The sequence below is a fragment of the Pseudodonghicola flavimaris genome (assembly GCF_030164425.1).
GTDB lineage: Bacteria > Pseudomonadota > Alphaproteobacteria > Rhodobacterales > Rhodobacteraceae > Pseudodonghicola > Pseudodonghicola flavimaris.
The window spans coordinates 190,817-209,231 of record NZ_JASNJD010000002.1 but is presented as its reverse complement, the minus strand read 5'-3'; the positions used below and the strand labels follow the sequence as shown (position 1 = coordinate 209,231).

Sequence of the window (18,415 nt, the reverse complement as noted above, 5' to 3'; positions counted from 1 at the left end):
GAAACTTCCAAACCGTCGATTGTCGACAGTTGAAATATAAAACATCGCATCGTAGCCTCATCATTAAGGACACTATGCCGCAGTCCTGAGCGTCCGCGGCAATGAAGGAGACACGAATGGGATTGCAAGAGCGACTCGCGACCGCTCATCCGACCGAACGGGTGGAACTGGCTGCCGCCTACCGGTTGATTGCCGAATTCGGCATGGACGACAGTATTTTCACGCATATTTCGGCCAAGGCCCCGAAATCCGAGGGCGAGCATGCCTTCCTGATCAACCCCTACGGCCTGCGCTTCGACGAGGTGACCGCCAGCACCCTGGTGACCATCAATATCGAGGGCGAGGTCCTGAACGACCCCTATGGTGCGGGGATCAATAAAGCCGGCTTCACCATCCATTCGGCGATCCATGCCGCCCGCCCGGAAATCGCCTGCGTGCTGCACACCCATACGGTGGCCGGCGTCGCGGTCGCCTCGATGAAGGAAGGGTTGCTGCCGCTGAACCAGTGGTCGGCGCCGTTCTTCAATCGACTCGCCTATCACGACTATGAGGGCATCGCGCTGAACCTTGAGGAGCGCGAACGGATCGTTGCCGACCTGGGCGACAAGCGGGCGATGATCCTGCGCAACCACGGGCTGCTGACCTGCGGTCGGACCGTGGGCGAGGCCTTCCGCACCATGATCGACCTCGACCGCGCCTGTCGGGCGCAGATCGCGGTGATGAGCAGCAGCCAGACCCCGAATGTCCTGTCCGACGAGCTGGCCGAGTTCACCGCCGCGCAGGAGGAGCACTGGATCGAGGCGCATCAGGCCGCCGGCAAGCCGGATTCGGAATGGGCCGCCTATCTGCGGATGTGCAAGAAACGCCATCCGGATTTCGATCAATGACCGACATGTCCGGGCGTTTCCCGATTCCGGTGGTGGCGCTCTCTTCGGTGTTCGATCTGGCGGGCCGGCTCGGCGAGGCGGATCATCCCGAAATTCGCCTGCTGCGCCCCGAGGAAATCGACGATCCCGCGTCGATTGAGGTGGCCTTGGCCTGGGCGCCGACCGAGAACGCCTTTGCCGCCTATCCCAACCTCCGGCTGGTCTCGTCCATCGCCGCGGGGGTGGATTCGATCCTGGCCTGCCCGTCGCTGCCGCAGGACGCGGTGGTGGTGCGTATCCGCGACGAGGAACAGGCGCTGATGATGGCCGGTTTCGCGGCCTGGAGCGTGGTCTGGTGCCACCGGCACATGGGCACCTATGTGGAGAACCAGAAGACCCGCAGCTGGGATCGCGAATTCCGCCCGGTGCTGCCGTCGCAGGTGACGGTCGGGGTTCTTGGCTTTGGCCTGATGGGGCGGGCCTGCGCCCGAGCCATCGCGGCGATGGGCTATCGCGTGGTGGCGGCGCGGCGCTCCGACGGGGCGGGCGAGCCTGGGGTCGAGCTGATCTCGGGGCCGGACGCGCCGCAGCGGGTGGCCGCCCAGTCGCAGATCGTGGTCAACGTGCTGCCGCTGACCGAAGAGACCCGCGACCTGCTGGACCGCGATTTCTTCGCGCTGATGCCCGAGGGCGCCTCGTTGGTGCAGATCGGCCGGGGGGAGCATCTGGTCGAGGCCGATTTCCTGGCCGCATTGGACGAGGGACGCATCGCCTCTGCGGTGATGGACGTGTTTCGGCAGGAGCCGCTGCCCGAGGATCACCCGTTCTGGGGACGGCCGGAGATCCTGATCACCCCGCATAAGGCCTCTGACACCACCCGGTCGGAAATCCTGCGCCAGTTGGCCGAGAATTTTGCCGCGCTGACCGAGGGGATGGCACCGCCCGGCGCCGTCGACCGCGGCGCCGGTTACTGAACGGCGCCGTCATGACCCCGGCCCATCCGACAAGCTTCCATTGAAAGGTTCGCAAATGACCACCCCCACCCGCATTCTCACCAACGGCAAGATCTGGTGTGGCCTGAAGGAGGGCTTCGCCGAGGCGATCGCCTTCGACGGCGACAAGGTGCTGGCGACCGGGTCCGCCGAGGAGATCGGTGCCCTGGCCGGGGCCGAGACCGATGTGATCGACCTGACCGGCAAATTTGCCGTGCCGGGACTGAACGATGCGCATCTTCACCTCTATCTCTACGGCCAGAACCTGCTGCAGGTCGATCTGCGCCCGGTTATCGGGGTGCGCAGCATCGACGCCATCCTGGCGCGGGTGAAAGCGGCGGCGGAACAGTTGCCTCCGGGGGCCTGGATCATCGGTCGCGGTTATGATCACGACAAGTTGGCCGAGCTGCGCCACCCCCACAAGGCCGAGCTGGACGCCGCCGCGCCGAACAATCCGGTGATGCTGTCGCGGGCCTGTGGCCATGCCGCTGTCGCCAACACCTTGGCGCTGCAGGCCGGCGGGCTGGGGCACAACACCCCCGATCCCTACGGCGGCCATATCGGCCGCGACGACGACAGCCAGCTGAGTGGCCTGCTGCTGGAAAACGCCCGCGTGCCGGTGATGCAGGCGCAGCCGCAGCCGACCGTCGACGATCTGGTCGACGCCATCGAGCGTGGCGGCAAGGAGCTGCTGAAACTCGGCGTCACCTCGGTGATGGAGGCCGCCATCGGCATGGGCATCGGCGAAGGCGAACTCGACGCCTATCTCAAGGCGAATGAAACCGGCCGCCTGCCAGTGCGTGTCGCCGGGACGCTGATGGGCGATCTGGAACGCAACATCCTGGATTACGCCTATGGCAAGGGGCTGGTGACCGGCGCCGGCGATAACATGTTCCGCATCGGGCCGGTGAAGATTTTCACCGACGGCTCGATCGGCGGCTACTCCGCCTGGATGAGCGAGCCCTATTACAAGCAACCCGACAATTACGGCGTGCCCTGCCTGAACCAGGAGCAGACCGACGAGCTGGTGATGAAGGCTCACAAGATGGGTTATCAGATGGCGCCGCATGCCATCGGCGATGCCGCCATCGGCATGGTGCTGTCGGCCTATGAAAAGGCCTATGCCGCCGAACCGGCCGAGGACCGTCGCCACCGGATCGAACATTGCGGCTGGCACACGCCGGAGCAGCTGGAACAGATGAAGGCGATGAAGGTGATCCCCGCCGGTCAGCCGTCGTTCCTGTATTTCTTCGGTGACGGCTATTTCATGTGCATGGGGCCGGACAAGCCGAAGAAGAGCTATCCGTTCAAGACCTGGTACGACTCCGGCCTGCACCCCTCCGGCTCCACCGATTGCCCGGTCACCGATCCCAACCCGCTCAGCTCGCTCTACGGGATGATCGCGCGCAAGTCCGACACCGGCCAGTCGATGGGCGAGGAGGAGCGTCTGAGCGTCGCCGAGGCGCTGCACTGCTACACCTACGAGAGCGCCTATGGCGTCCACGACGAAGAGATCAAGGGCCGCCTGATCCCCGGGCAGCTGGCCGATGTCTCGGTCTTCGACACCGATTTCTTCGAGGTCGCGCCGGAGGCGCTGCTGGACGCCAAATGCGAGATGACCATTCTGGGCGGTGAAGTCGTCTACAGCCGTGAGGGTGCGGCCTGATGGGACGCGCCATCATCGACCGACTGCTGCTGTCGATCCCGGTTCTGATCGGGGTGCTGCTGTTCGGCTTCCTGTTGCTGCAACTGGTCCCGGGCGATCCAGCCCGGGTGGTCGCGGGCCCCACCGCAACGCCCGAGGTCGTGGCCCAGATCCGCGAGGAGATGGGGCTCGACCGGCCGGTTCTGGTCCAGTTCTGGTCCTATCTGGAACGGATGGCGGTGGGCGACATGGGACGGTCGATGATTTCAAACAAGGCCGTCACCGAAGAGCTGGGCGCCGCCATCGGCCCGACGGTGGAGCTGATGCTGGCCAGCCTGATCTGGTCGGTGCCGATGGGCGTCGCGATGGGGACGCTGGCGGCAGTGCTGCGCGGTTCCATCGCCGACCGTGTCGTGATGGGGCTGTCGGTGGCCGGCGTGTCGCTGCCGATCTTCTTCATCAGCCTGCTGCTGATCCAGTATCTGGGCGTGGTCTGGCCGATCTTCCCCTTCATCGGCAGGCCGGGGCCCTGGTACACGCCTGAGGGCTTCATGGCGCTGTTCCTGCCGGCGCTGTCGCTGGGGCTGATCCTAATCGGCCCGGTGGCACGGATGACGCGGTCCTCGGTGCTGGAGGTTCTCAAGCTCGATCATGTGCGCACGGCGCGGGCCAAGGGGCTGTCCGAAATCCACGTGGTGCTGAAACACGGGCTGCGGAACGCGCTGATCCCGGTGGTCACCCTGATCGGCCTGCAGGCCGGCTATCTGCTGGGTGGCGCCGTGGTGACCGAGTCGATCTTTTCCTGGCCCGGGCTGGGGCGTCTGGCGGTGGGGGCGATCCTGTCCTCCGACTTCACCGTCGCGCAGGGCACCGTCCTGCTGTTCGCCCTGGGCTTCATCACCATCAACCTGATCGTCGATATTCTCTATTCGATCCTTGACCCGAGGGTACGCAAGTGACTTTGGCAGCAACCGACCCCGAAGAGATTACCGCCGCCACCGAGGACGGCACCGCCAGCGCTGCGCCGCCGGCCCGGGCCCACTGGTTCCGCCGCCTGCTGCGCGACCGCGCCGCCGCGCTGGCGCTGCTGGTGCTGGCGCTGATCATCCTCGGCGCGCTGCTGGCGCCCTGGATCGCGCCCTTCGATCCGGCGCTGAACTCGCGGTCGGTGATGACGCCGCCGGCCTGGAGCGCGATGGGGGAATCGCAGTATCTGCTGGGCACCGACGGGCAGGGACGGGATATCCTGTCGCGGCTGCTCTACGGATCGCGGCTGACGCTGCTGATCGGTTTCATCTCGGTCGGGCTGGGCGGTGCCATCGGATCGCTGATCGGGCTGTTGTCGGCCTTCTATGCCAAGCTGGACCCCTGGGTGATGCGCGGCGTCGACATCCTGCTATCCTTCCCGGCGATCCTGCTGGGTCTGGCGCTGGTGGCGGTGATGGGTCAGGGCATCGTGCCGGTGATCATCGCGCTGGCGGTGTCCTCGGTGCCCGACTGCGCCCGGATCGCCCGCGGCATCGCGGTGGGCGTGATGAAGCAGGAGTTCATCGAGGCCGGTCGCGCCGTCGGCCTGTCGGATCTGACGCTGTTCAGCCGCTACCTGCTGCGCAACTGCATTTCCTCGATCATGATCTTCATCTCGCTGCGCTTCGGCCAGGTGGTGCTGATCGGGGCGACGCTGTCCTTCCTCGGCCTCGGCGCCCGTCCGCCCACCGCCGAGCTTGGCATGATGGCCTCTCAGGGGCGGGAGTTCCTGCTCTTCGCGCCGCATATCGCGGTGATCCCCTCGGTCTTGATTTTCGTCATCGTCCTTTCCGCGAATGTGGCGGGCGATGCTCTGCGGGATGTGCTCGACCCGCGCCTTCAGGCCTGATCCGCGGATGCGGGCAGCCAAACGATAACATCCGAGCGACCCAACAAGGAGATCCTTCCACAATGACCCTTTCCCGCCTCCCCTCCCTCAGGACGCGCCTGCGTCTCGGGCTTGCCGCCATGGCGACGGCCGTCGCCCTGCCGGCCACGGCCCAGGAACTGACCATCATCCGCGAGATCGACTCGAACCACTACGACGCGCCGCGCACCGCCGCGCTGGCCGCCTCCGAAGTGCTGTTCATGCTGGCCGATACCATCGTCGGCCTGGCCGAGGACATGAAGACCATCGAACCGCTGCTGGCGGAAAGCTGGACGGTGTCCGAGGACGGCCTGACCTATACCTTCAAAATCCGGGACGATGTCACCTTCTGCGACGGCAAGAAGATGACCGCCGATGATGTCGCTTATTCGCTGAACCGCTGGCAGGACCCGGAGACCAAATCGCCGGTGCGCTGGCGGATGGGCGATGTGAAATCGATCACCGCACCCGATGCCACCACCGTCGTCTACGAGCTGAACGCGCCGCATTCGGAACTGCTCTACCAGCTGGCGCAGAGCTTCGGCTCGATCGTCGACAAGGACACGGTCGAGAAACTGGGCAAGGACTTCGGGGTGACCGGCTTCAACGGCACCGGCCCGTTCTGCTGGGAAAGCTGGACCCCGCGCGACAAGCTGGTGATGACCCGGCACGACGATTACACTTGGGGCCCGGCGAACTACGAAAATCGGGGCCCGGCGCAGGTGGAGAAGGTGACCTGGCAGGTCGTGCCCGAGGCCGCGACCCGCACCGTCGCGCTGCTGACCGGCCAGGCGCAGGTCAGCCCCTATGTGCCCTTCATCGGCGTCGACAAGCTGCGCAAGGCGCCGATGGTCGATGTCGTCCGCTCGGACGAGGCGTTCTGGACCAACTTCATCGGCTTCAAGATCGACAAGGACATGGTTGATGACGTGAAGGTCCGCGAAGCGATCAACCTGGCGGTCAATCAGGAGGCCATGGCCGAGGATCTGTTCTTCGGTGAGGTCGAGCCGGCCTATTCCTACATCTCGTCGGGCGCGCTGGACTACAACCCCGAGATCGACTCGATCCTGCTGAAGTACGATCCCGAGAAGGCCGCCGCCCTGCTGGACGAAGCCGGCTGGACCCTGAATGCCGACGGCAAGCGTGAAAAGGACGGCAAGCTGCTGCAGCCGATCGCCTATTCCTTCACCGGCTCGTGGCAGCAGGTGGTCGAGGCGGTGCAGGCGGACCTGCTGAAGGTCGGTATCGACCTGCAGATCCAGGCCTTCGATGCCACCGTTGCCTGGGGCAAGCTGGCGACGCAGGAATTCGACCTGTTCACCATGGGCTTCCCCTATATCTCGGCCGGGGATGCGCTGAACCTCTACTTCCGGTCGGCCAACATGCCGTCGCCGAACCGGATGAACTGGAACGATCCGGAAACCGACACGCTGCTTTATGAAGGCTCCACCGCCGTCAGTGCCGCCGAGCGAGCCGAGGACTACGGCAAGGTCCTGAAGAAGGTGCACGAAGCCGCCGTCTGGCTGCCGATCTATCACAAGCCGATGCAGATCGCCTATGTGAACAAGCTCAAGCCGTTCGAGGCGCACAACATCTACGGTGCCGGTCTCTATAAGGGCCTGCAGCTGGCCTACAAGTGATCGCCGGTCTTCCCCGGGCGCGGTGATGCGTCCGGGGAAGCAGCGATCCCCGGCGGGGCCGCTCCGGCCCTGCCTTTCCCCGCCTGACGAAACGCTCCGAGGACGCCGCCGCGCATGACCGAGACGCCCACGCCCGCCACCGTGATCCGCAACGCCGCCTTTATCGTGGCCTGGGACGAGACCACGGGACACCATCGGCTGATCGAAGGGCAGGACCTGGCCTTCGCCGGCGACCGCATCCTGCAGGTCGGCGGCCATTGGGACGGGCCCGTCGCCGAGGAGATCGACGGCCGCGACCGGCTGGTCTGCCCCGGTCTGGTGGATATCCATTCGCATCCCTCCTCCGAGCCGATGAACAAGGGGATGCTGGACGAACTCGGCTCTCCCGGGCTGAGGATGTCGTCGCTTTACGAATTCATGCCGCTCTTCCGCCCGGATTTGAAGGGCACGCTGGCCGCCTCGAAAGTGGCCTTCAGCGAACTGGCCCTGTCCGGGGTCACCACCATCGTCGATCTGACGGTCGCCTATGACGGCTGGGTCGATCTGCTGGCCGCATCGGGGCTGCGCGCGGTGGCGGCGCCGATGTATCGCTCTGCCCGCTGGTTCACCGGCACCGGCCATTCGGTGGAGTATGACTGGGCCGAGGATGACGGCCGCACCGCCATGGCCGAGGCGCTGGATGTGATCGACGCCGCCACCGCCCATCCCTCCGGCCGGTTGTCGGGGATGATTGCGCCGGCGCAGATCGACACCTGCTCGGCCGAGCTGATCCGCGACAGTTTCGCCGAGGCGCAGGCCCGTGGCATCAAGATGCAGATCCATGCCGCCCAGAGCATGGTGGAATTCAACGAGATCACCGCGCGCCATGGCCGTACCCCGATCGAATGGCTGGACGATCTGGGGGTGCTGACCGACGGGCTGATCATCGGCCACGGCATCTTTCTGAACGATCACCCCTGGGCCGGCTGGCCGGGGTCGCAGGATTTCGACCGGCTCGTCGCCTCGGGCGCGGCGGTGGCTCATTGTCCCACGGTGTTCCAGCGCCGAGGCGTGGCGATGCGCAGCTTCGGCCGCTATCTGCGCGCCGGCATCCCGATGGGCATCGGCACCGACACCTATCCCCACAACATGCTGGAAGAGATCCGTCACGCGCTGATCAATTCGCGGCTGATGACCGGCGACGTCTATGACATCCGCGCTGCGGACGCCTTCGATGCCGCGACCATCGGCGGCGCCAAGGTGCTGGGCATGCCCGATATCGGCCGGCTCGCCCCGGGGATGAAGGCCGATCTGTTCCTGGCCGACATCAAACACCGGGCGATGCGTCCGCTGCGCGATCCGCTGAATTCGCTGATCTATGTCGCCGGCGAACGGGCGGTGACCGATACCTTCGTCGACGGCCGCGCCGTGGTGCGCGACGGCGTGGCGCTCGCCTTCGATCTCGACACCGAACTGGAGGCGCTGGAAGCGGCGCAGCGCCGGGCCGAGGCACAGTTCCGCGAGCTGGATTTCCGCCACCGCAGCCATGAAGAGGCCGCCCCCATCACCTATGCAGACCGGAGAGACGACGCATGAGCCCCGATAGCCAGGCCACCGACGCCCCGCTCCTGGAGGTGAAAGACCTCCAGATCGAATTCAAGACCGAGGGCGGCGTGTTCCGCGCCGTCGACGGCGTCAGCTTTTCTCTGAAGCGGGGGGCGACGCTGGGGGTGGTGGGCGAATCCGGCTGCGGCAAGTCGGTGACCTCGCTGGGTATCATGGGGCTGATCCCGACACCGCCGGGCCGCTATGCCGGGGGCGAGGTGCTGTTCGAGGGGCGCAATCTGCTGACCATGTCGGCGCGGGAACGCCGGGCGTTGCGCGGTGGCCGCATGGGGATGATCTTTCAGGAACCGATGACCTCGCTGAACCCGGTCTACACCATCGGCGATCAGATCATCGAAAGCCTGCGCGCCCATGGTGAGCGCAACCGCAAGGCGGCGCGCGACCGGGCGATCGAGCTGCTCGATCTGGTGCGGCTGCCATCTCCGTCGAAACGGGTCGACGATTTTCCGCACCAGCTTTCAGGCGGGCAGCGGCAGCGGGTGATGATCGCGCTGGCGCTGGCCAACGATCCCGAACTGCTGATCGCGGATGAGCCGACCACCGCGCTGGACGTGACGATCCAGGCCCAGATCCTCGATCTGATGCGCGATCTGTCCGATCGCACCGGCGCGGCGATCATGCTGATCACCCACGATCTGGGCGTGGTGGCGGAGACCTGCGACGAGGTGGTGGTGATGTATGCCGGCAAGGTGGTCGAGCGCGCCTCTGCCCGCGATCTCTTTGAGGCGCCGATGCATCCCTATACGCTGGGGCTGATGGCGGCGGTGCCGCGGCTGGATGAAAAGGGCTCGCGGCTGGAAACCATCCCCGGATCGGTGCCGCCGCCCTGGGCAATGCCGAAAGGTTGCCGCTTCGCCTCGCGCTGCCCGCTGGCCACCCAGCAATGCCGGATGGAACAACCGCCCCTGCGCCAGATCGGCGACGACCGGCTGGTCGCCTGCTGGCGCGCGCCCATCGAGGAGATCGCGGCATGAAACCCCTGGTTCTCGAAGTCGAGTCGCTGACCAAGCATTTCCCCCTGGGCGGCGGCATGTTCCGTAAGGTGAAGAATGTGGTGCAGGCGGTCTCTGATGTCTCCTTCACCGTCGCAGCCGGCGAGACGCTGGCCATCGTCGGCGAATCCGGCTGCGGCAAGTCCACCACCGGCCGCGCCATCATGCGGTTGCTGGAGCCGACGGCAGGGTCGGTCAAGCTCGACGGCGAAGAGATCACCGAGATGTCGCCGGGCAAGCTGCAGGCGGCCCGGCGCAACATGCAGATGGTGTTTCAGGATCCCTTCGGATCGCTGAACCCCCGGATGACGGTGCGCGAAACCCTGATGGAGCCGATCCTGCTGCATGGCGTCGCCTCGGGCGAGCGGGCGCAGAAATGGGTGACCGACCTGCTGAAGACGGTGGGCCTGTCAGAGCATCACGCCGACCGTTACCCGCACGAGTTCTCCGGCGGTCAGCGGCAGCGGATCTGCATCGCCCGGGCGCTGTCGACCCGGCCGCGGCTGATCGTCTGCGACGAACCGGTCTCGGCGCTTGACGTGTCGGTGCAGGCGCAGATCGTGAACCTGCTGCAGGATCTGCAGCAGAAGCTCGGGCTGGCCTATGTCTTCATCAGCCACGACCTGTCGGTGGTGCGCCATATCGCTGACCGCGTGGCGGTGATGTATCTGGGCCGGATCGTTGAGCAGGCACCGGCCGAACAGCTGTTCGCCGATCCGCGCCACCCCTATACCCGGGCGCTGATCTCGGCGGCGCCGCGGCCGGTGCCGGGCCTGCGGACCGCGGTCGAGGCGGCCGAAGGGGATGCCCCCTCGGCGTTGAACCCGCCGTCGGGCTGCGCCTTCCACCCGCGTTGTCCGCTGGCCACCGCCGAATGCAGCCAGGCCCGGCCGGAGCTGCGCCAGGTCGGCGACGGTGGCGCGCTGGTCGCCTGTCATCACGCGGATGAGCCTGCGCCGGTGGTTCTGGAAACCGCGCCACCGGCCTCCGCCACGCTGAGCGCACGGTTGGGGGTGCTCGCTGCGGCGCGCGCGGCGGCGGCAGAAACGGCAAAGGCCTGAGGCGTATCGTCCTCAGGCCCCCGGCCAGACTTTCGATCAGCTCTCAGGAGCTTTGGGATCAGGCGGCGGCCTTGGCTGCCGCGCCGCGATCCAGGACCAGGTTGACGTAGATATTCGCCCCCACCGGCAGCATCGCATCGTCGATGAAGAACCCGGGGTTGTGCAGCTGCACATCGCCGCCGTGGCCGACGGTGCAATAGGCGCCCGGCACCACCCGCAGCATGTCGGCGAAATCTTCCGATCCCATAACCAGTTCGTCGCTCAGCGCGGCCTTGTCGCTGCCCACCACCGGGGCGGCGGCGGCGACCACCGCATCGGCCAGTGTCGCGTCGTTCTCCAGCACGTCGAAGACATTGCGGATCTGGACATCGACCTCGACCTCATAGCCCTTGGCGATGCCGGCGCAGAGCGCGCGGATCCGCTCCGAGATCAGCTCGCCGACCTCGCGGTGGAAGAACCGGATGGTGCCACCCAGCGTGGCGCTGTTGGGGATCACGTTATAGGCGGCGCCGGCGTTGATCTTGGTGACCGAGATCACTGCCGGTTTGGTCGGCGGTACATTGCGCGACACGATCGACTGAATCTGCTGCACCAGCGTGGTGGCGATGACGATGGGGTCGCGGCTGCCCTCGGGGCGGGCGCCATGGCTGCCCCGGCCGGTAATGGTGATGTCGAAGAAATCCGAACCGGCCATCGCCTTGCCCTTCTTCACCCCGACGATGCCGGCGTCGTGATGCGGCGCGTTATGCATGCCGTAGATCTCGTCGCAGGGGAATTTCTCGAACAACCCGTCGGCCAGCATCGCGCGGGCGCCGCCCAGACCTTCTTCCGCCGGTTGGAAGATGAAGACGGCGGTGCCGGCGAAATCGCGATGCTCGCTGAGGTATTTGGCGGCCCCCAGCAGCATGGTGGTGTGGGCGTCGTGGCCGCAGGCATGCATCACCCCGGGCGTTTTCGAGGAGAAGGGCAGGTTGGTTTCCTCGTGGATCGGCAGCGCATCCATATCGGCGCGCAGGCCGATGGTCTTGCCGGGCCGCTCGCCCTTCAGCACGCCGACGACGCCGGTCTTGCCGATGCCGGTGGTGACCTCGATGCCCCAGCTCCTCAGTTTCTCGGCGACGATGCCGGAGGTCCGCACCTCTTCGAACCCGAGCTCGGGGTGTTCGTGGAAATCGTGGCGGATGTCGTTCAGCTCTCCGGCGAAGGCGGCGATATCGTCGAGGACGGGCATGGTCGGGCTCCTTGTTCTGTTGCGCGAAGTGTTGCGGATTTTGCCCGGAAGACAAGCGCTTTGGCGGTTTTCGCGGGGCTGCCGGTGCGGCGGAGACGCGGCCTGCATCCGATCGGGCAGAGCGCGTCGGATGGGGAGGGGCATGGTCAAATCCACCGCAGTCCGTGAAAACGCACCTTTCGCTGAGCAGAATTAATTTGCGCTATGCGAGAACTGTCATAAAACTGTTACAAATGGAACCTGTCGCACATATTCCGGCCCCCGGGCGGCCCGGGCCGGGCCCCGCGCCCTTCCGGCCCCGCGCGAGGGATCTTTCTCCCCCCGCAAACCTCTCAGACAAAGCGCAGTTTTGTCACATTCAGTTAACAGCGACACCCTATGCAGCGGCCACGCTCTGCCAATGAGGATTACCTAATGACCATGTTTCGCACCACCGTCCTGACGGCGCTTCTGACGTCCGCCGCGCTGGCCTCCCCGGCGCTGGCCGCCGGCACCCTGCGCATCGGCACCCAGCAGGAGCCGACGGTTCTGGACCCGACCAGCGATGCGACCGCCTCGATTTCCGGCATGTTGGCCCATAACGTCTATGAGGCGCTGACCACCGTTGACGAAAGCGGTGCGGTGCAGCCGAACCTGGCGAAAAGCTGGACGATTTCCGACGACGGGCTGACCTATACCTTCAGCTTGGTCGAAGGGGCGCAGTTTCATGACGGCACCGGCTTCGACGCCGAGGACGTGAAATTCAGCTTCGACCGCGCGATGGCGGAGGACTCGGTCAATCCGACCAAGAAGATCTTCGAACCGATCGAAAGCGTCACCGTGATCGACCCGCTGACGGTCGAGATGAAGCTGAAGCGCAAGGACGCCTTCTTCCTGTTCAACATCGCCCAGGGCGCGGCCTCGATCGTGGCGCCGGAAAGTGCCGCCGACGATGTGACCCATCCGGTCGGCACCGGCCCCTTCGCCTTTGCCGGCTGGACCCGCGGCGATCGCCTGACGCTGGAGAAATTCGCCGGCTACCGCGACGCGGACTCGGTTTCGCTGGACAAGGTGGAGTTCCGCTTCATCTCCGACCCGGCGGCCGCCACTGCCGCGCTGATGGCCGAGGAACTGGATGCCTTCCCCGGCTTCCCGGCGCCGGAGCTGCTGGAACAGTTCGAGATGGACCCGCGGTTCAAGGTCGTCGTCGGGTCGACCGAGGGTGAGGTGATCCTGGCGCTGAACAACGGCAAGCCGCCGTTCAACGATCTGAACGCCCGGCGCGGGGTCTCCTATGCCATCGATCGCAACGAGATCATCGAGGGCGCGATGTACGGCCGCGCGGTGCCGATCGGTTCGTTCTACCCGCCGCATGGCCCGGCCTATGTCGATCTGACCGGCATGTACCCGCACGATACCGCGAAGGCGAAGGAACTGTTCACCGAATCCGGCCTGGAAGGCGGCGAAGTCACCCTGCGGGTGCCGCCCTTCCCCTATGCCACCCGCTCGGCCGAGATCGTGCAGGCGGAACTGGCCCGGGCCGGCGTCACCGTGAAGGTGGAGAATGTCGAATGGGGCTTCTGGATCGACGAGGTCTACAAGAAGCAGAACTACGACATGACCATCATCGCCCATACCTCGCCCAACGACCTGAGCAACTTTGCCCGCGGGCCGAAGTACTTCTACGGGTATCAGTCGGATGCCTTCGACAACCTCTGGGACGAGATCAAGACCGAGGCCGACCCGGCCAAACGCCATGAACTGGAAAAGCAGGCGCAGACCTATCTGGCCGAAAACGCCGTGCATGCCTTCCTGTTCCAGCTGCCGAAGCTGGGGGTCTATCGTGACGGCGTCGACGGCTTCTGGGCCTCTTCGCCGGTGCTGTTCCAGCCGCTGGCCGGCGTCAGCATCCAGTAAGTCCCGTTCCTGAAACCTGTGCCGGGGGTGATTGCCCCCGGCGCTTTGGCGTTTTTGCATGCAAGTATTCCTTCTCAGACGTACGCTGGGGTTTCTGGCCACCATCCTGGCGATCTCGGTCATTGTGTTCCTGGTGATGAACGTTCTTCCCGGCGATCCGTCCGTGACCATCCTCGGCATCGATTCCACCGAGGATGCCCGCGCCGCGCTCAGGGCGCAGCTCGGCCTCGATGACCCGATCTGGCTGCGCTATCTGCATTGGATCTGGGGCGCGGTCCGGGGCGATTTCGGAACTAGCTACTTCTTCCGGGTACCGGTCTCGGACCTGATCCTGGAGCGGCTGCCGCTGACCCTGTCGCTGGCCGCCTTCGGCACGCTGGCCACCGTGACCCTGGGCATCCTGCTGGGGGTGATCGCGGCGGCCAACCACGGCCGGGCCGGCGACTGGCTGATCATGCTGGTCAGCCAGCTGGGCATCGCGGTGCCGGCCTTCTGGCTGTCGATGCTGCTGGTGCTGCTCTTTGCGGTGAAACTGCGCTGGCTGCCGCCCGGCGGCTTTCCCGGCTGGGACGATCCGGTGGCGGCGCTGAGGTCGCTGATCCTGCCGACCACGGCGCTGGCGCTGGTGCAATCGGCGGTGCTGGCCCGGGTGACGCGGTCCTCTGCGCTGGAGGTGATGCGGCTGGATTTCGTCCGCACCGCCCGCGCCTCCGGCATGACGCGGGGCCGTATCCTCGGCCGTCACATCCTGCCCAACGCGCTGGTGCCCATCGTCACCATCGTCGGCATGCAGGTGGCGGGCGTGGTGACCGGCACCATCGTGATCGAGAACGTCTTTTACCTGCCCGGGCTGGGACGGCTGGTGTTCCAGTCGATCGCCAACCGGGACCTGTTCACCGTGCAGGCGCTGGTGGTGCTGTTCGCCGCCATCGTGGTGACCACGAACTTCCTGGTCGATATCGCCTATGTGCTGATCGACCCGCGCCTGAAAGGACGGCTGTCATGACGACCCGGGCGATCAACCTGCGGATCGGGGCCTTTCTGGTCATCGTGCTGAGCGCGGTGGCCCTGCTGTCGCTGGTCTGGACCCCCTATGATCACACCATGCTGAGCGTGACGGAGAAGTTCCGCCCCACCTCGGCGGCGCATTGGCTGGGCACCGATCAGCTGGGCCGCGACGTGCTGAGCCTGCTGATGGCGGCTTCGGTCAACTCCCTGGCGGTAGCCTTCATCGCGGTCGGGGTCGGCGGCGCCATCGGCACAGCGCTGGGGCTGACCGCCTCTGCCTGCGGCGGCTGGGTGGAAACCGCGATCATGCGGCTGGCGGATCTGGGCTTCGCGTTTCCGGCGCTGCTGTTCGCGATCATGCTGGCGGCGGCCTTCGGCCCGTCGCTGTCGAATGCGATCCTGGCGATCGCTTTCATCAACGTGCCGATCTTCGCACGGGTGGCGCGGGGGGCGGCGAACCAGATCTGGACCCGCGATTACGTGCTGGCGGGCCGGGCGGCCGGCGCCAGCCAGTTCAGTCTGACCGTGGAACATGTGCTGCCCAACATCTCTGCCGCGCTGATCGTGCAGGCGACCATCGAATTCGCCGTCGCCATCCTGGCCGAGGCGGCGCTGAGCTATCTGGGCCTTGGTGCGCAGCCGCCGATGCCCTCCTGGGGGCGGATGCTGAACGAGGCGCAGACGCTGATGTATCTGGCGCCGCAGCTGGCGATCTATCCGGGGCTTTGCATCATCGCGGCGGTGCTGGGCTTCGGTCTTCTGGGCGACGGGCTGCGCGATGTCTCCGATCCCCGGCTGGCACGGGGGCGCGCATGATCGAGGTTCAGGACCTTTCCGTCCGCTTCGGCGAGGCCGAGGCGCTGCGCCGGATCAGCCTGACGCTGACGCCCGGCGAACGGCTGGGGCTGGTCGGCGAAAGCGGCTCGGGCAAGTCGATGCTGGGGCTGGCACTGATGGGCATGCTGCCGGAGCAGGCGGCGATGAGCGGCCGGCTGACGATCGACGCGCACGACCTGTCCGGCGCCGCCGACCGCGAGTGGCGCGAGATGCGCGCGCGCAAGGTGGCGATGATCTTTCAGGAGCCGATGATGGCGCTCAATCCGCTGCGGCGGGTGGGCGACACGGTGATGGAGCCGCTGCGGCTGCATCTGGGCCTGAGCAAATCCGACGCTCGCCGCCGGGCGCTGGAGTTGTTCGAGGAGACCGGCATCCAGGACCCGGAGGAGAAGCTGCGGCAGTATCCGCACGAGCTGTCCGGCGGACAACGGCAGCGGGTGCTGATCGCGCTGGCGCTGGCCTGCGATCCCGGCATCCTGATCGCGGATGAACCGACCACCGCGCTTGATGCGCATGTCGCGCTCAGGATCACCGATCTGCTGACCCGGCTGGCACGGGATCGGGGCATGATGCTTGTCTTCATCAGCCACGACCTGGCCGCCGTCGCCCGCACCGCGGAGACGGTGGCGGTGATGTATGGCGGCGAGATCGTCGAGATGGGGCCGGTGGGGCAGGTGCTCTCCGACCCGAAACACCCCTATACCAAGGGATTGCTGCATGCCCGCCCGACCATCACCGGCGGTGAGCTGCGCAAGCGGCTGCCGATGATCCCGGGCAATGTGCCGGCGCTGGCCGATCTGCCGCCGGGCTGCCGCTTTTCCGGCCGCTGCGCGGTGGAGCTGCCGCATTGCGCCGGGACGCGCCCGGCGATCCATGCGGTGGGTGGATCCCGGAGTTGTGCCTGCCACCGGGTGCCCGAAGTGATGGATGGGGCGATGGAATGAGCGTTCTTCTCGATATCCGTGGCGTCACCCGCCGCTATCCGCGCCCGCGCAAGCGACTGTTTCAGGAGGAAGCGCCGCTGGTGGCGGTCGATAACGTCTCGGTTCAGATCGCGCAGGGGCGGACCCTGGGCATTGTCGGCGAAAGCGGGTCTGGCAAATCGACGCTGGCGCGGATGGTGATGGCCTTCGAGGCGCCGGACGCGGGCGAGGTGCTGTTCGAGGGCAAGAACATCCACGCGCTGACCCGGCGCGAGCTGCAGGCGCTGCGGCCCGAGTTCCAGATGATTTTTCAGGACCCCTTCGGATCGCTGGACCCACGCCGCTCGGTTGGCTGGTCGGTGGCGCAGCCGCTGCGCGCCGCGGGGCGTACGGCCGATCCGGCGCTGATCGCCCGCACGCTGGAGCAGGTGGGGCTGCGGGCGGCGGATGTCGACCGCTTCCCGCATCAGTTCTCAGGCGGGCAGCGGCAGCGGATCGCGATCGCCCGGGCCATCGTCACCCGGCCGAAGCTTCTGGTCGCGGATGAGGCGGTCTCGGCGCTGGATGTCTCGGTGCGGGCGCAGATCCTGAACCTGCTGATGGACCTGCAGGAGGAAATGGGGCTCGGCATCCTTTTCATCAGCCACGATCTGGCGGTGGTCTCCAGCCTCTGCGACGATCTTCTGGTGTTGAGAAATGGTGTGGTCGTCGAACAGGGATCGGCGGCGGGAATCCTCAATGCACCGGGGCACGAATACACCCATACCCTGCTGACGGCGGCGCGGCTGGAGCTGCAGGGCGAGGGCGCGGCATGACCCGGATCCTGCATCTGACCGATATCCACCTGACCGCGCCGGAGACCGAGGACAGCCATCAGTATGCCGATACCGTCGCCACGCTGGAGCGGATGGTGGGCATTATCGCGGCGATGACTCCGGCGCCCGATGCGGTGGTGGCCTCCGGCGATCTGACCAATATCGGCGATCCGGCCTCCTACCGGTTGCTGGCACGGATGATGGCCGGGCTGAAGATGCCGGTCCTTTATACACTGGGCAATCATGACCGGCGGGAGGCGTTTTTCACCACCTTCCCGGATCACCCGGCCGGGCCGGAGGCGACGGTCGATCATGACGCGGTGATCGGCGATCTGCATCTGGTGCTGCTGGACAGCCTGCAGCCCGGGCAGGTCAGCGGCGGGCTCAGCCCGGCGCAGCTGGACTATGCGGAGGAGATGCTGGCGCGGCACCCGGATCTGCCGAAGATTGTGGCGATCCACCATCCGCCACGGCTCGATCCCGACGCACCCTATGCCTGGGAAACCCTCGATGCCGGCACCACCGCGCGGCTGGGCGATCTGCTGGCCGGGCGCGGCGTAGCGGCGGTGCTGACCGGCCATATCCACACCAACCGGGTGACGCTGTGGCGCGGCATCCCGGTGGTCTCCACCATCGGCCAGCAATCCGGCGTCGACGAGACCCGGGCGCGCGGCATGACGATCCTGGAGGATGGCGGTTTCGCCATCTGCGACCTGCTGCCTGAGGGGGTTCAGGTCACCTTCTCCTCGCTGCGGCCGCGTTCGCTGATCCGGGAGCTGCCCGACGATCTGCTGAGCGGGTTTTCCTGACCGGGAAGGAGCGGGGCCACGGGCTCCGTTCGCGGTGCGCCGGGCTCAGTGCGCCGGGGCGGGAGGGGAATCGCCGGCATGGTCCGGCGGTGTTTCCGGGCGCTCCGGCGGCCCGTTGTGCAGGCGGTCGGCAGCAAATCCGGCGGTGGCCGGGCTCGTTAAAGTTATATCAAAATAGTTTTGAAACGTCTGAAACCCTGT

At 66.3% G+C, this 18,415-nt stretch carries 16 protein-coding genes; 15 read left to right on the top strand and 1 reads right to left on the bottom strand.

What is annotated here, in order from left to right; translation table 11 throughout:
• Positions 1 to 116: 116 nt before the first annotated feature.
• From QO033_RS03670 to QO033_RS03630, 9 genes are all read left to right on the top strand, one after another.
• Entirely contained in the window at positions 117 to 887 is a 771-nt protein-coding gene (locus tag QO033_RS03670; RefSeq protein WP_284479577.1) for a class II aldolase/adducin family protein, read from the top strand.
• Positions 884 to 1,840 carry a 2-hydroxyacid dehydrogenase gene (locus tag QO033_RS03665; RefSeq protein WP_284479576.1) on the top strand — a complete coding sequence of 319 codons (957 nt, stop codon included), beginning with the start codon at positions 884 to 886 and terminating at the stop codon, positions 1,838 to 1,840. Before QO033_RS03670 ends, QO033_RS03665 begins: the two co-directional genes overlap by 4 nt.
• Before the next feature lie 55 nt (positions 1,841 to 1,895).
• Positions 1,896 to 3,524, top strand: a complete 1,629-nt coding sequence (locus QO033_RS03660; protein ID WP_284479575.1) for an amidohydrolase — start codon at positions 1,896 to 1,898, stop codon at positions 3,522 to 3,524.
• Entirely contained in the window at positions 3,524 to 4,462 is a 939-nt protein-coding gene (locus tag QO033_RS03655) for an ABC transporter permease (RefSeq protein WP_284479574.1), read from the top strand. The genes QO033_RS03660 and QO033_RS03655 overlap by 1 nt, the downstream gene beginning before the upstream one ends.
• A complete protein-coding gene (locus QO033_RS03650; protein WP_284479573.1) occupies positions 4,459 to 5,379 on the top strand; it encodes an ABC transporter permease in 921 nt (306 codons plus the stop codon). Before QO033_RS03655 ends, QO033_RS03650 begins: the two co-directional genes overlap by 4 nt.
• Before the next feature lie 62 nt (positions 5,380 to 5,441).
• The gene (locus QO033_RS03645) at positions 5,442 to 7,037 is read left to right on the top strand and encodes an ABC transporter substrate-binding protein (protein WP_284479572.1); all 1,596 of its coding nucleotides are present in this window, start codon (positions 5,442 to 5,444) and stop codon (positions 7,035 to 7,037) included.
• Positions 7,038 to 7,151: 114 nt separating this feature from the next.
• Positions 7,152 to 8,612, top strand: coding sequence for an amidohydrolase family protein (locus tag QO033_RS03640; protein ID WP_284479571.1), 1,461 nt, complete (start codon positions 7,152 to 7,154; stop codon positions 8,610 to 8,612).
• Positions 8,609 to 9,616 (top strand): ABC transporter ATP-binding protein, encoded by a 1,008-nt coding sequence (locus QO033_RS03635; RefSeq protein ID WP_284479570.1) that lies wholly within the window; start codon positions 8,609 to 8,611, stop codon positions 9,614 to 9,616. The genes QO033_RS03640 and QO033_RS03635 overlap by 4 nt, the downstream gene beginning before the upstream one ends.
• Positions 9,613 to 10,695, top strand: a complete 1,083-nt coding sequence (locus QO033_RS03630) for an ABC transporter ATP-binding protein (RefSeq protein ID WP_284479569.1) — start codon at positions 9,613 to 9,615, stop codon at positions 10,693 to 10,695. The genes QO033_RS03635 and QO033_RS03630 overlap by 4 nt, the downstream gene beginning before the upstream one ends.
• A gap of 58 nt (positions 10,696 to 10,753) precedes the next feature.
• Here the strand turns inward: QO033_RS03630 and QO033_RS03625 are convergent, their stop codons facing one another.
• Complete coding sequence (locus tag QO033_RS03625) at positions 10,754 to 11,926, bottom strand: M20 aminoacylase family protein (protein WP_284479568.1); 1,173 nt, start codon at positions 11,924 to 11,926, stop codon at positions 10,754 to 10,756.
• Between the two features lie 414 nt (positions 11,927 to 12,340).
• On the opposite strand from QO033_RS03625, the gene QO033_RS03620 reads away from it, so the two are divergent.
• Genes QO033_RS03620 through QO033_RS03595 form a run of 6 tightly spaced genes read left to right on the top strand, consistent with a single transcriptional unit; the run spans position 12,341 to position 18,214 of the window.
• Entirely contained in the window at positions 12,341 to 13,822 is a 1,482-nt protein-coding gene (locus QO033_RS03620; RefSeq protein WP_284479567.1) for an ABC transporter substrate-binding protein, read from the top strand.
• 58 nt (positions 13,823 to 13,880) lie between these two features.
• Complete coding sequence (locus QO033_RS03615; protein ID WP_284479566.1) at positions 13,881 to 14,828, top strand: ABC transporter permease; 948 nt, start codon at positions 13,881 to 13,883, stop codon at positions 14,826 to 14,828.
• Positions 14,825 to 15,646, top strand: a complete 822-nt coding sequence (locus QO033_RS03610) for an ABC transporter permease (RefSeq protein ID WP_284479565.1) — start codon at positions 14,825 to 14,827, stop codon at positions 15,644 to 15,646. The genes QO033_RS03615 and QO033_RS03610 overlap by 4 nt, the downstream gene beginning before the upstream one ends.
• Positions 15,643 to 16,611: an ABC transporter ATP-binding protein gene (locus QO033_RS03605; protein ID WP_284479564.1), complete on the top strand. Its 969-nt coding sequence runs from the start codon at positions 15,643 to 15,645 to the stop codon at positions 16,609 to 16,611. The genes QO033_RS03610 and QO033_RS03605 overlap by 4 nt, the downstream gene beginning before the upstream one ends.
• Positions 16,608 to 17,405: an ATP-binding cassette domain-containing protein gene (locus QO033_RS03600; RefSeq protein WP_284479563.1), complete on the top strand. Its 798-nt coding sequence runs from the start codon at positions 16,608 to 16,610 to the stop codon at positions 17,403 to 17,405. The genes QO033_RS03605 and QO033_RS03600 overlap by 4 nt, the downstream gene beginning before the upstream one ends.
• Positions 17,402 to 18,214 (top strand): metallophosphoesterase family protein, encoded by an 813-nt coding sequence (locus tag QO033_RS03595; RefSeq protein WP_284479562.1) that lies wholly within the window; start codon positions 17,402 to 17,404, stop codon positions 18,212 to 18,214. Before QO033_RS03600 ends, QO033_RS03595 begins: the two co-directional genes overlap by 4 nt.
• Positions 18,215 to 18,415 lie beyond the last annotated feature (201 nt).